This window comes from Lentibacillus salicampi (assembly GCF_004565465.1).
In the GTDB taxonomy this organism is placed as follows: Bacteria; Bacillota; Bacilli; order Bacillales; family Amphibacillaceae; genus Lentibacillus; species Lentibacillus salicampi.
Genome location: NZ_SRHY01000005.1, coordinates 52,774 through 65,828, shown reverse-complemented (window position 1 = coordinate 65,828; position 13,055 = coordinate 52,774). Strand labels below are relative to the sequence as shown.

The 13,055-nt window shown below is 44.0% G+C and carries 13 protein-coding genes; 3 read left to right on the top strand and 10 right to left on the bottom strand.

Going from position 1 to position 13,055, the window contains the following annotated elements:
- Position 1: 1 nt before the first annotated feature.
- Together hemE and E4U82_RS06160 are read right to left on the bottom strand one after the other, a co-directional pair.
- On the bottom strand, positions 2-1,036 hold the full coding sequence (gene hemE, locus E4U82_RS06165; protein WP_135109203.1) for a uroporphyrinogen decarboxylase: 1,035 nt from the start codon (positions 1,034-1,036) through the stop codon (positions 2-4).
- Positions 1,037-1,397: 361 nt separating this feature from the next.
- Positions 1,398-3,527 (bottom strand): transglycosylase domain-containing protein, encoded by a 2,130-nt coding sequence (locus E4U82_RS06160; RefSeq protein ID WP_135109202.1) that lies wholly within the window; start codon positions 3,525-3,527, stop codon positions 1,398-1,400.
- A gap of 244 nt (positions 3,528-3,771) precedes the next feature.
- Here E4U82_RS06160 and E4U82_RS06155 point away from each other — a divergent pair, with 244 nt between their 5' ends.
- A complete protein-coding gene (locus tag E4U82_RS06155) occupies positions 3,772-4,272 on the top strand; it encodes an antibiotic biosynthesis monooxygenase family protein (RefSeq protein ID WP_135109201.1) in 501 nt (166 codons plus the stop codon).
- Positions 4,273-4,494: 222 nt separating this feature from the next.
- Here E4U82_RS06155 and E4U82_RS06150 read toward each other — a convergent pair whose 3' ends face one another.
- From E4U82_RS06150 to E4U82_RS06125, 6 genes are all read right to left on the bottom strand, one after another.
- The gene (locus tag E4U82_RS06150; protein WP_135109200.1) at positions 4,495-5,004 is read right to left on the bottom strand and encodes a thioredoxin family protein; all 510 of its coding nucleotides are present in this window, start codon (positions 5,002-5,004) and stop codon (positions 4,495-4,497) included.
- A gap of 3 nt (positions 5,005-5,007) precedes the next feature.
- Positions 5,008-5,442: a disulfide oxidoreductase gene (locus tag E4U82_RS06145; protein WP_135109199.1), complete on the bottom strand. Its 435-nt coding sequence runs from the start codon at positions 5,440-5,442 to the stop codon at positions 5,008-5,010.
- Positions 5,443-5,521: 79 nt separating this feature from the next.
- Positions 5,522-6,160: a response regulator gene (locus tag E4U82_RS06140; RefSeq protein WP_135109198.1), complete on the bottom strand. Its 639-nt coding sequence runs from the start codon at positions 6,158-6,160 to the stop codon at positions 5,522-5,524.
- A 16-nt stretch (positions 6,161-6,176) separates the two neighbouring features.
- Entirely contained in the window at positions 6,177-7,214 is a 1,038-nt protein-coding gene (locus tag E4U82_RS06135) for a sensor histidine kinase (RefSeq protein ID WP_135109197.1), read from the bottom strand.
- Between the two features lie 13 nt (positions 7,215-7,227).
- Positions 7,228-7,992 carry a cell wall-active antibiotics response protein LiaF gene (gene liaF, locus E4U82_RS06130; protein ID WP_245183527.1) on the bottom strand — a complete coding sequence of 255 codons (765 nt, stop codon included), beginning with the start codon at positions 7,990-7,992 and terminating at the stop codon, positions 7,228-7,230.
- Positions 7,993-8,079: 87 nt separating this feature from the next.
- Positions 8,080-8,733 (bottom strand): phosphatase PAP2 family protein, encoded by a 654-nt coding sequence (locus tag E4U82_RS06125; protein WP_135109196.1) that lies wholly within the window; start codon positions 8,731-8,733, stop codon positions 8,080-8,082.
- 166 nt (positions 8,734-8,899) lie between these two features.
- Here E4U82_RS06125 and E4U82_RS06120 point away from each other — a divergent pair, with 166 nt between their 5' ends.
- Both E4U82_RS06120 and E4U82_RS06115 read left to right on the top strand, forming a co-directional pair.
- Entirely contained in the window at positions 8,900-9,340 is a 441-nt protein-coding gene (locus E4U82_RS06120; protein ID WP_135109195.1) for a ferritin-like domain-containing protein, read from the top strand.
- Positions 9,341-9,468: 128 nt separating this feature from the next.
- Positions 9,469-10,638, top strand: coding sequence for a M20 family metallopeptidase (locus tag E4U82_RS06115; protein WP_135109194.1), 1,170 nt, complete (start codon positions 9,469-9,471; stop codon positions 10,636-10,638).
- Between the two features lie 42 nt (positions 10,639-10,680).
- Here E4U82_RS06115 and E4U82_RS06110 read toward each other — a convergent pair whose 3' ends face one another.
- Together E4U82_RS06110 and E4U82_RS06105 are read right to left on the bottom strand one after the other, a co-directional pair.
- A complete protein-coding gene (locus tag E4U82_RS06110; protein ID WP_135109193.1) occupies positions 10,681-11,895 on the bottom strand; it encodes an ABC transporter permease in 1,215 nt (404 codons plus the stop codon).
- Positions 11,888-12,631 (bottom strand): ABC transporter ATP-binding protein, encoded by a 744-nt coding sequence (locus E4U82_RS06105; RefSeq protein WP_135109192.1) that lies wholly within the window; start codon positions 12,629-12,631, stop codon positions 11,888-11,890. Before E4U82_RS06105 ends, E4U82_RS06110 begins: the two co-directional genes overlap by 8 nt.
- Between the last annotated feature and the right edge of the window lie 424 nt (positions 12,632-13,055).

Sequence of the window (13,055 nt, the reverse complement as noted above, 5' to 3'; positions counted from 1 at the left end):
ATCACTTTGCATACGTATGAATAAGCTCTGTCAATTTTTTAAGTGTTGCCGGTTTGATATCCGGCGTGACACCATGACCAAGATTAAATACATGTGCACCCTGCTGAGCCATGCTTTCATCCAGAATCGCTTTCGTTTTCCGCTCAATCGTCTCCCAGTCAGCAAGCAGCACTGTCGGATCAAGATTCCCCTGCAATACTTTGGTGATCCCCATTTGCTGTGCTTCGGTAATGGACGTGCGCCAGTCAAGACCGATGACATCCACCGGCAGATCGTTCCACTCCAGCAACAGATGCCGCGCACCGACACCGAATAATATCAATGGCACGTTCTCAGCCTGCAATTCCGAGAAAATCCGCTTCATGATCGGTTTGATATAATAGCGGTAATCCTCTACGTTCAAGGCGCCGACCCACGAATCAAATATTTGAATCGCCCTAGCTCCGGCGTCAATTTGCGCCTTTACATAGGCAATCGTCATATCAGCCAGTTTGTCCATTAGCGCGAACCAGACGTCCGGCTGACTGTACATGAGTGCTTTGGTTTTACTGTAATTTTTGGATGGGCCGCCTTCGATCATATAGCTTGCCAATGTGAATGGCGCACCGCTGAAGCCAATAAGTGGTACATTCAGCTGTTCTTCGGTCAAAAGGCGAATCGTGTCCAGGACGTATGGGACATCTTGCTGCGGATTGATGGTACCCAATCGTTCCACATCCTGAAAATTTGTAATCGGATTGTCGATTACCGGACCGACGCCCTTTTTAATTTCCACATTGACGCCAAGTGCCGGCAGTGGTGACATAATATCTTTATACAAAATCGCTGCATCTACCCCGTAATGTTCCACAGGAAGCCTTGTGACATAGGCACATAATTCTGGTTGGTGCGTAATGTCAAATAAGGAATATTTTTCCTTCAGTTTACGGTATTCTTTCTGCGACCTGCCTGCCTGGCGCATAAACCATACTGGTGTATAATTCGTTTTCTCACCATTGTATGCTTTCAAAATCGTATCATTAAATTGTTCTACCACGTACTTCACCCTTTATTCCGCATGTAATGGTCAGTAACCCGCCAAAGTTCGGCGGCTAACTGGCCCTAAATGCCCGATTCGGCTCAACTTTCATTCAATGGGAAAAAGCATCCCATTGAATATAGTTTCGCTTTATCCCGCATGTAACTGGCAACAAGACCCCACTTCAAAGCGATGAGGTAACACAAAGATGATAAGTAGGGGTCCAACTGCAAGTCAAATGTCCAATTCTGTTCAACTAAACAGAATTGCCTATCCTTAACTATAGCGATTTTCAAGTTCGTTGTATAGAAAACAGCCGGGATTGTCAACAATTTGTCTAAATTGAACCACAATCCTCCCTGTCACTTTAGCCTTAACATTACATGGACAATTCAACCGTATTTGATTTCTGCCCTTCCGTTTTTGTCAGAGGATCATAAGGTACAACGTAATAACGGGATGATCCAAAAAACGGGATACGATTCACCGTATATTCGTTGTCCCCTTCCACTTTGCCGATTCGTTCATCAATCCCTTCCTTTTCCTGATAAACGTGGTAAACGATCCGCTCATCGTCAGGGGGCGTCCATTCAAGTTTGCCGTTGAATAAGGAAAAGCCGCCAAACGAATAATCCCCGTGCAATGAAATGTCCCCAGGCAATTGAATCGGTTCCGGCAAAGCTGCCACATTGTCCGGTTTTTCAAACGATGCTGCCAGCGATTCCTGTTTGTCGATTTCTGAAAAAATATCCTTTGTCAGTTTTGTCGGCATTTCACTTCCAGCCGTCAAATAATGATTTTCATCAGAAGTATCATAGCCCATCCACGCAGCGCTCACGTATTCCGGCGTAAACCCTGCAAACCATGCATCCTTCACAGCGTCTTCAACGTACGGGTGCTGTGTTGAACCGGTTTTGCCTGCCAATGCTTTTGGATAGCTCCCCGCACTGCCTGTCCCTTCTGTCACAGCACGTGATAAAATCGACGTCATGTTCCAGGCGACTTGCGGACTGAAAACCTCAGCAGTCTTTGTTTCCGCTTCATAAATAACCTCACCTTCCCGATTTGCAATTTGTTCAATGGCCAACGCATCAACCACATTACCGCCGCTCGCAAATGCACGGTAACTTTCCGCCATTTGTAAAGGGGTTACACCTTCTGATAAGCCGCCTAACGCGATTGCCAGTCCTTCATCCTGAACCGGTATGTTCAGTTGATTCAAGTAGTCCTTCGCATAGGGTATGCCTATCTCATTTAGGAGCCATACCGCCGGTGCATTTTTCGACTTCACCAGCGCTTCATAAACCGAAACCATCCCGGCATACTCGTCATCATAATTTGTTGCGGTATACCCGTCAATTTCAGTTTTTTGATCCGGAATTAACGTATATGGCTGATAGGCCTCCTGCATCATCGCAGGCCCGTAGACGGCAAGTGGTTTCATCGTTGATCCCGGCTGGCGCTTCACTGTCACCCGGTTCAGGTCACCCAGTCGGTAATCACGACCTCCGACAGCAGCTGCAATTTTCCCCGAATCTTGTTCCATCATTATAAAAGCACCTTCAACTCTTTCGGTATTACCCGGGAAATAATGATCATCCTGGAAGTTTTCATAGGCAATTTGTTGGATGTTCGGATTTATGTTCACGAAGACTTGATAACCGCCGCGCCGTATTTCGTCAGCCGATAAATCATACTTGTCTTGTGCTTCCTTTAGCACCAAATCAATATAACTCGCCGCCCATGGTTTCGGTTCATATTCCTGCACATCCAGACTAAGCGTTTTTCCTTGTGCTTCCAGACGCTCTTCTGTCGAAATAGCGTCGGTATCCTCCAATGCATGGAGAACAACATCCCGGCGATTCATTGCTTTTTCAGGATGATTGATTGGCGAGTAGCCATTCGGCGCTTTTGCCAGCCCAGCCAATAGTGCTCCTTCTGATAATGTCAACGCGTCAGCTGATTTATTGAAAAACTTTAGGGATGCAGCTTCAACGCCGTACACACCTTCTCCAAAGTAGATTTCATTTAAATATAATTCCAGGATTTCGTTTTTGGATAAGTGTCGTTCCAAATGAATAGCCGCCATGACTTCTTTTGTCTTACGCAGCCACGTTTTGTCATTCGTTAGAAACAGATTTTTCGCCAGCTGCTGTGTGATCGTACTGGCGCCTTCTACCTTTGCCATTGCCACAATGTCCCGAAAAACCGCCCGGACAACCGAAATAAAATCTACACCTGCATGATCGTAAAAGCGTCTGTCTTCTACAGCTATGAATGCTTCCTGAACATGCTCCGGAATACGTTCAAGTGTGATGGGTATCCGATTTTCATCATATAACTTGCCGATGACCGTTCCATCATTTGTTTCAATTGTCGTTGTGGCATCAAGAACCATATCTTCTTCATCAACAATAAGCCCGCCGCCGAATAGTATGACAGCATATCCAATTAGACCGAGCATCAAAATGAAAACAAAAGAAAGGAATAGCCATTTTAGCTTTTTCATCTTATGTGAATTCACCTCAAAATTAGTATACGACAATTTTTGCAGTGACGAAAGAATTACACTCACTGTTATTTAATAAGAATTATAAAGTGCGACTTCGTACAGTGTTAGCCTGAACAGCATCGGCCGTTTACGACAGTTTTTGAAACATTTGTGTCGTTACATGCCGAGACAGAGGAGAGTATCGCTCAAGGAAAACGGGTATGGTAAAATAGTGGTGCAGAATTTGTTAGGGGGTAGCATGATGAATGCATTTATGACAAAAGGAACGTTTGATTTTTTGAAAAAAATGCCGGAAAAACATCCGAACATTGATTTTTTCTTTATGCGCGAAAACACCAGTACCCTGATTTATTATGAAGGGGAAAAGAAAAATATCTTCGCTTCGGGCAAAGAATATGAATCAGTCACCCAAAGCGGTACTTTACAGAAAAACGGGTATGTGGTCATGAATAATATTCCGGTAGCCGATGATGGCAAGGCGATATTTGAAGACAAGTTTAAACAACGGCGCGGGAACGTGGAATCAGCGCCTGGGTTTCAAGCTTTCCGGTTGCTTAGACCCAAAAAAGGCAATACCTATGTTGCGATGACCCAATGGGCTTCAGAATCCGATTTTGACAACTGGAAGAATTCAGATGAGTTTAAGCAGGCACATAAGGATGGCGGAGACGTTAAACCACCGGCATACTTTCTGGACAGACCTTTTGTGACAAACTATCACATGGTCGATATGGAGGGATAGGCATAACAAGGCAACCCGGGGGTCCCGAGAGTTCTCGGGAGCGCCCCCAGGAGATTGAGACACAACTTAAAGGCTAAGAGCGCCACACCCTTTTGTGACCAACGTTATATCGGCCCAACCCCGCCGGCTACGCTAAGGTGCGCCAGGCATATTCCCACAGCGGGTCTATACATCTACTTACATACAAACTTTTTTTCATAAAAACCTTTTGTCTCTGGGCGCTTAGCTTGCCTCGCCATCACTGTTGCCTGAATCGTTCACAACATATTCATTGAAAAATGCCTCGAAAACCTCATTTGACTGAGCCCCATTTACACGGTCGACTTCCTCCCCATTCTCAAAATAGATCAGTGTCGGCGTACTTTCAATGCCATACGTGCCCCACGCATCCTCGAACTCAAGCAGGTTCAGTTTTTTCATATCAACACCCATCTCATCAGCAATTGGCACAAGGCGCGGTGTTAACTCCTGACAATGCGGACATTGCGGGTCATAGAAATAGACAAGCATATCCTCCCCATTATCCAGTTCCGTTTCCAGTTCATCCGGCAAAATCTGATTCTGGTAGTTCGGATTATCCAACTGATCGATCGTTGCCTGTTCCAGGTTGTCTGTTCCGTATGGATTTTCACCATCGCCGGTAGCCTGCTGATTTTTATAATCCATCACAAAATAAAGTGCCACAAACAACACGACAATCGAACCTAAAATAATCAGCATCTTCTTTTGCATCAACTAATTCCTCCCGCTCCTGCTTTTTTTGAGTAGCACGGTATGCAATACAACAATAACGATAAATGCGATACCCGCTAAAAATGGAATCGTAACAAATCCAAAATAATTCACATATTCCGTATTACAAGGAACAGCTCCACACGAGCCACCTGCAACGTGCAAGTCCGGCAGCTTCTGCACCAAATAATGATACAGTGAGACAAATATCCCAATGCCGCTCAAAATCAGACCCGGCAATGCAATGGATACATCTTTTTTAAAAAGAGCAGTCCCATATATAATCACTAGTGGATACATGAAAATCCGCTGTATCCAGCACAGCTCACACGGTACATAACCCATGATTTCCGAAAAAAAGAGACTGCCCAATGTGGCAACAAGTGACTGAACCCATATTAGCATTAGCCATGTTTCGGTTGTTTTCGTGTTTTTCATATGGATATCCTTTCAATTATTTTCGTACGTATTATACTAAGAAACGCAGAATAAAATCAAAAAAGGTGTCTTAAAATAATTAATCATTCAGTTTCAATAAGGCGTTTTTGTGAACATAAACAGCAGCTTGTGTCCGATCATGAACGTCTAATTTGGAAAGAACATTACTTACGTGTGTCTTCACTGTTTTAACACCGATATACAACTTTTCTCCGATTTCCTGATTTGTCAGCCCTTCACCAACACAGAGAAGCACTTCAAGTTCACGTTCAGTCAATTCATCGTGAGGCTGTTTCTGATCACTCTGGAAACTGGACATCATCTTTCCCGCCACTTTCGGCTCGATCACATTCTCGCCGTCCGCAGCTTTTTTGATCGCCCCGGCAATTTCCGAAGCGGAAGCCGTTTTGAGGAGATAGCTGAAAGCACCTGCCTCAAGAGCAGGAAAAACCTGCTGATCATCATAATAGCTTGTCAGAATAATGATTTTACACGCCGGCAAGTGTGTCCTCACTTTTTCCGTCGCTTCAATTCCGCTCCCATGATCCATGATTAAATCCATCAGGACAACCTCAGGCTCCGTACGCAAAATCAAATCCGCCCCTTCATGACCGCCTGATGCCTCCCCGACAACATCAATGGCTTCCTCCGTCTGCAAATACGCTACAATACCTTTTCGTACAATTTCATGATCATCAACGACGACAACCCGGATCATTCAAACGTCCCCTCCTCTAGCATGGAATACGAATATCAATATACGTGCCTTCTCCTCGGACAGACCTTACTGTAAAAGTCCCCCCAAGTTCTTCTGTACGTTCTTTCATCGTTTTCAGACCATATGACGTTTTGCGGTCTGTACGTTCTTGTGCATCAAATCCCCGACCATCATCGCGGATGTGCAAAAACAACTCATTCGGACGGGTGACCATGTCAAGTTTTACATGACTTGCCTCCGCATGTCGCAATATATTGGATAATGCCTCCTGCGTAATCCGAAATAAATGCTCTTCTATCGTTTCAGACAGCTTCAAGTCATCAGCCATATGTACAGTGAACGTCAATTGGGTTTTTTGCTCAAGTTCGCCAATCAGCTTTCTGATACCAGATGACAGGGGTTCTCCTGATAAATGAACCGGACGCAAATGCAATAGCAAGGCCCGCATTTCAGTTTGGGTCTTTAACGCGGTGTTGGCCACTTCCCGGATCTGTGTCCTTGCCTCTTCCGGCTGTTGATCAATCTGTCTGACTGCTGCTTCCGACATCATCGTTAAGGCAAACAACTGCTGACTGACCGCATCATGCAGATCTCGTGCAAGACGTTGTCGTTCTTCCATAGCGGCCGCCTTATGTGCCGATTTGGCATAATCCGCCTTTTCATCAGCCATCCGTTTGAGTGATGCCACTTGGCTCTCAAGTTTTTCGCCAAGTTCATTCATCTCATTGCTGATTCTTGTTATCTCGTCACGTTCTTGAAAATAAACACGGGCATCATAATGACCATTAGCAAATTTTGTAATCAGAACAGACATATCATCAAGTCGTTCTTTCATGCTACCGCCTGATTTAAAACCGGCATAAAAGGAAATGACGATTCCGAACAAGACATAAAAAAGAGTGAAAGCAACAATACCTCCCGCCGACAGCCAGTCAGGTGCAAACAGAACGTGAATGCTTAACAGCATCGAAAGCAACAGAATCGTCGTCAGAAAAACCGCATATAAGTGGGAACGAATATACATATAACGGGTACTGCTTAGTTTTCTCAGCATTCATGTGTCCCCCTTAAACCTTGACGACTTTGATAGAGCCTGCCTGCAATTTAATCAATAAATCCAGTTTTTGAACCGCCTGTTCATAATCCGGTGTTTCATAGGTGATAAACTGGCTGACACCGTCTTTTTGTTGACCGATAATATCAATATCACCAGCTTTGACCGACGCCTCCGCCCGAAATGTAACATTTTCAGGAACGATAATGTGAACATCAGCCGCCAGAGAATTGATAGTGATCGGGATTTCCTCTTCAGGTATAAATGCCTTGGAAAAGTCCAAGTAAAAGTCCCCCGCCATGTTTCTCAGGTTCATTGGCTCAACTTTCCAATTCGGCTGATTATACTCCTCTTCACCGACTGAAAGAAAATCAAAAACACCAAAATTTTTCCTCTTATATTTTCTTTGATGATGTTTAATTGTTCGTTTATAGCCCCTGGTACTGCCAATAAATGAAAACCCGATATAAATAATCAGGAGAGGCCACAGTTTAAAAACATCGCCGAAATGAAAAGTGATGATGTCAAAACGGTCAATCAACAGCAATGCCCCGAATATGAAGAAAAACGATCCGAAAACCCAGCTGCCGCCACGGTGCCTGATACGATTGGTCATCCACTTAACCCCAATGATAATCAATAAAATCGGATAGATGTACAGCCAGGCATTGTTTACATTAACATCAATGACGCCAATATTTCCCAGTACCAGTGTGGCACCAATTGAAATAAAAATGATCGCCACAACATACTGCATAAACCGGCCCAATATATTCACCCCGCTCCTCCCGCTGACATGTTAACCTTTATCTATAGTTTATAGAATATTGATAGAGAACGTAATCATCTTCAGCATGTTTTTGACTCAGTCTTGAGACGGAGATTTTTCTTTTAAATTCTGCAGCCATTCATATAAATAAATCAAAGCTGCTAAATAAATGAATCCGAAAACAAACCCGGCGATGACATCTGTTAAATAGTGAACGTTGATGATATAGCGGCTGATCCCAATCAGAAAAATAAGCAGCGCGAGGCTTAGTTGAACGGCTAAAACAGCCCGCGCTGACGTTAGCTTTTTGACAAGGAAATAAGCAAGCAACCCATAACAAACCATTGGAATCATTGCGTGACCGGATGGGAAACTGTATCCTTCAGCATTCGCGGCAACCAAGATACTTGGGCGTTCGCGCTCCACAAGCTGTTTAATGACAACATTCAGACCATGGCTCGTCAACGTCCCCAGGCCAAATACCAAGGAAGGCAGCAACTCCCGGTAAACACGCCATAGAAAAAGTGCCATCAAAATTGTAAAGGGCGTTAAAAAGGTATCCGAACCGAATTCCGTTACCCATCGGAAAAATGTATAAACAGTGGTATCTTCCATTTGTTCAACAAGGCCACGGGTCATTCGATCCAGGTAAAGAATTTTCCCGCTGATAATACGGAACACCCAAACGCCAATCGTTAAAAGAACTGCCATCAACAAAAATAATAGAATACCATTCCGTCTATGCCACACGTCCAGCCCCTCCTGAATACATCATACCTTATTTCCCAGTGGCATAACAATCACGAATTGCAAAAGCGACAACGAACCAGATAAACCAACCCATGCATGTTTCAAATTAGTGATGAAGGGTAACATATTAATGTACTTATGATTATTTGAAAGGTTGGGATATGCTATGAACCAAGATATGCAAAATTTGGTTGACGGATTGAATGAAGATTTGGCTCACGAATATGCTGCAGCGATTCAGTATACGTACAGTGCGTCGGTTGTCTCGGGACTGTACCGTTCCGCATTAAAGCCTTTTTTCGAAGCGGAAATCAATGATGAAATGGGACATGGATTATATTTGTCCGAAAAGATTAAGTCATTAGGTGGTACACCAACGACAAAATCTGCCGACGTCCCACAGCCGGAAGAAGTAAAAGATCTGTTGGAAGCTGCACTTGAAGCTGAAAAAGACACCATTAAACGTTACGAAAAGCGCAAACAACAGGCTGAAGCGCTAGGCTTAACTGAGCTGGTCGTTAAACTGGAAGATATGATCGCCGATGAAACAGGTCATAAAGAAGAAATTCAACGGTTATTGACAGACCCAAGAGTCCATAATCAATAAGACAGGGCTGCTCCGAAAAAATTACTTTTTGGGGCAGCTTTTCTTTCTCTAAATCTTCTTAACTATATAACATGGCCCCGCAAATGATGTTATACTAATTGCAACAGCTTGAAAAAGGAGGCCTTTCCTTGCTACAGGATATACATAAAAAATTGGATGAACTGTACCCTGAAATGGTAGATATCCGGCGTTATCTGCATCAATACCCGGAACTATCATTTCAGGAAACCAAAACCGCACAATATATAACAGATTTTTATGAAGATCTGGGGATCCCTTATCAGAAAAATGTCGGTGGTAATGGCGTGATTGCCACATTAAAAGGCGGAAACCCGGGCAAAAAAGTGGCATTGCGAGCTGATTTTGATGCCCTTCCAATTCAGGATGAGAAAGATGTTCCCTATAAATCAAAGATCGACGGCGTCATGCACGCATGCGGTCATGATGGGCACACTGCACAACTGCTAATGCTTGCCAAAACAATGAAAATGTTTCAGGACGATCTGCCGGGCACCATTGTATTTCTGCATCAGCATGCAGAAGAATACGCACCAGGCGGAGCTAAACCGATTGTTGAGTCAGGTGTGCTTGATGATGTCGATGCGGTTTTTGGAACCCATCTTTGGGCAACGACTCCGTTTGGTGTGCTGCAGACATCAAAGGATGTTTTCATGGCCGGTCCAGATCGCTTTGAAATAACTATACAGGGCCAAGGCGGGCATGGCGGCTACCCGCATCAAACAAAAGATGCAATTACCATTGGTTCGCAAGTCGTCACCCAGCTGCAACAAATTGTCTCAAGGCAGCTTGACCCGCTGGAAACAGCGGTCATCACCATCGGGCAATTTGAAGCGGGCAATGCGTTCAATATCATCGCAGACAAAGCAAGGCTTGTCGGTACAGTCCGATATTTAAAACAGACGGTTCAGGAACAAGTGATGAATGAAATGGAAAAAATAATACAGGGCGTTTGTATCGCCCATGATGCTTCCTACTCATTCCATTACGAAAAAGGCTATCCGCCGCTCGTCAACAATGCTAAAGAAGCCGAAGTGGTCCTCGAAGCAGCCCAGGAGGTTGATGGCTTACAAACAGCCGAAGAGGTGAAACCGGTTATGGCCGGTGAGGATTTTGCCTATTACACGATGGAAAAACCTGGTGCATTCTTTTTCACAGGCGCACAAAAAGAAGGACACCACTACCCGCACCACCACCCGAAATTCGACATTGAGGAACGTGCCATGCCGATAGCCGCCAAAACACTCATTACAGCGTATTTTAAATACCAGGAGAAATAAGCCGTAAAAGGAGGCTGACACCAAGGCGGGTCAGCCTCTTCCCTATGCCGTCACTTTTTTCTTCACGTATCCCCGAATAAATAAGTAATTAAAGACCGTTCCGCCAATAAGCGCGATCAACATGCCCATCCATTCCTTCATGCCCAAAAACAACAGGGCAAAAATCACCGTTTGGATCAATGTCAGCTGAAACAGCAGCTTGAAGAGCGATTGTTGCCTTACCTTAATATCAACCGGGTACAGATCAAGCCACATGACCGTCCGGTGATGATGGTATAACGTCATCATCTGAAAAGCGCTCATATACAAAAACAGCAGGGCAAACAGCAATTTCATCCAAACGTTTGGAACAAAATAAATGAACAAACCACCGATGACAATTAGCCGGACATACATCCCTAAATAATCCCCGCTCCGAACAAACGAAATCCGGTACAAGTAATCAAATGTCCGATTTTTTGCTAACGGCACCCTGCTGACAAGCGATACCAGCCATTGTCTGCTTTTCACCCGATTTTTTAAATGCGGAACATCTGTAAACATATTGGCAATCCGGTAAAATGTCTGCATGCGTTCGCGGTCTTTTTCCACCAGCAAATCCCAGACAACTCCAGGCTGCTTTCGTGACACGCTTAAATCGTATAAAAAGACTAGCGTAAACAGCACCGTTGTGACTCCGGCCCACACCATTTCACCTGAGATAATAAAATAAAAGACAGCCAGATTCAGCAAAATACGCACAACCTGATCAACCCACCGCACCCCGGGTTCTCGGATTTTCAGTATCCACCAATTGGCAGCCAGGTTCCCTGCTTTAAAAATGAGGACAATGAGCAATGTCAGTAAATAAACTTCCCCGGTACGCTCCGGATAAGACGCAAAATATAACGGTCCAAACGCTGCACCAGCAAGCAGAATCATGTAAAGCTGAATAACAAAACTGTAAATTAAAGCGTCACGGAAATAGGAACCCATTTTATTCTCGGCAGCAATCAGAAATACTAGATCCGGTTCTTTTAAAAGAGTGCGAACAGGACTATAGCTGACGAGCAGCCCAAAGGTCAATCCAATAATCCAATTCGTCGGAAAATCTTCCGGAAGATTTGCGAGCCACTGCTGATAATAATAGGCCGCCGCCGAAACAAAAAAGAACATGGCAAACGCGATATGTCCATTAAAAATATAGCGCAAATAACGACTTGTCTCTTTTAAGTGTGCTGCGAAACGTTGTTTAAAAAACGCATGTGAATCAAACATGGCTATCTTCCTTCGTCAATTCCACATATAAATCATCAAGCGTTGCATCAGGCATCTTAAAGTTTTTACGCAATTCCTCCAGCGTGCCAATTGCCCTGATTTTACCTTCATGCAGGATGATGAATCGGTCACAATTTCGTTCAGCTGTTGCGAGAATATGTGTTGACATGAGGACACCCGATCCATCTCGCTTCATGTTATCCATCAGTTGCAGATAGGATTTGATGCCAAGCGGATCAAGTCCGACAAACGGCTCGTCCACAATGTATAACGGTGGTTCGATCAAAAAGGCGCACATGATCATCACCTTTTGTCGCATCCCTTTGGAAAAATGGGTCGGAAACCATTTCAGGCGTTTCTCCATCCGAAATTCTTTCAACAATGGCGGAAGTCTTTTTTCAAAATCAGCTTCCGAAATATTATAAGCCATTGCTGTCAGTTTCAGATGCTCATATAGTGTTAATTCATCGTATAAGATCGGCATTTCCGGTATATAGGCCATTTGATTTCGATATGTATCCGGATTTTCCTGAAATGTTTTCCCGTTAACTGCAACGGTGCCTTTTTTAGCCTGCATTAAGCCGATAATGTGCTTGATGGTCGTACTTTTACCGGCACCATTCAGTCCGATCAGCCCAACGATTTCGCCGGGATAAACATTCAAGCTAATACCGTGCAGCACGTTTTTGTGTGTATAACCGCCATATAAATCGGCTATATGTAATAAAGGTTCCACAAAGCCTGCCTCCCAATTGTCACTTACTTAAAATTTTACCACGTTTCACGTGAGGAGCCAAAGCAAATTCTTCGACAAAAAATGTGTATAAAAAGATATAGACGGTTAACACTAACGAATGAAGCCAAGTGGATGAGCAAAATCATATAATTTCGCACTGCACAAATGAGGTGTTAGTGATCGGCAATTAAGTGATCGACCTGTTTAAGATTGTCTGCACCGTATCTTTGGATACAGTTGCACACGTCTTAAGTGTAACATCTAATGCTTTAAACCTTTTTGCCAGACGGTCCCAATTCAATTGGAACCTGACAAATCGGTTTTTGTAAACGTTGAAAGCACATGCGATTGACGATTATTACAAGTCCCCAGACGTTAGATGTTTTGCCATCCGCTTACTTCTTAAAGCAGGCAGGCTCACCTA

Excerpts from the sequence above, each read along its gene's own strand:
- E4U82_RS06150 (WP_135109200.1), bottom strand. The coding sequence starts at position 5,004 with ATGCAAAAGAAGATGCTGATTATTTTAGGTTCGATTGTCGTGTTGTTT.
- E4U82_RS06160 (WP_135109202.1), bottom strand. The coding sequence starts at position 3,527 with ATGAAAAAGCTAAAATGGCTATTCCTTTCTTTTGTTTTCATTTTGATG.
- E4U82_RS06110 (WP_135109193.1), bottom strand. The coding sequence starts at position 11,895 with ATGTTTGATTCACATGCGTTTTTTAAACAACGTTTCGCAGCACACTTA.
- E4U82_RS06155 (WP_135109201.1), top strand. The coding sequence starts at position 3,772 with ATGAATGCATTTATGACAAAAGGAACGTTTGATTTTTTGAAAAAAATG.
- E4U82_RS06145 (WP_135109199.1), bottom strand. The coding sequence starts at position 5,442 with ATGAAAAACACGAAAACAACCGAAACATGGCTAATGCTAATATGGGTT.
- E4U82_RS06120 (WP_135109195.1), top strand. The coding sequence starts at position 8,900 with ATGAACCAAGATATGCAAAATTTGGTTGACGGATTGAATGAAGATTTG.
- E4U82_RS06135 (WP_135109197.1), bottom strand. The coding sequence starts at position 7,214 with ATGCTGAGAAAACTAAGCAGTACCCGTTATATGTATATTCGTTCCCAC.
- E4U82_RS06140 (WP_135109198.1), bottom strand. The coding sequence starts at position 6,160 with ATGATCCGGGTTGTCGTCGTTGATGATCATGAAATTGTACGAAAAGGT.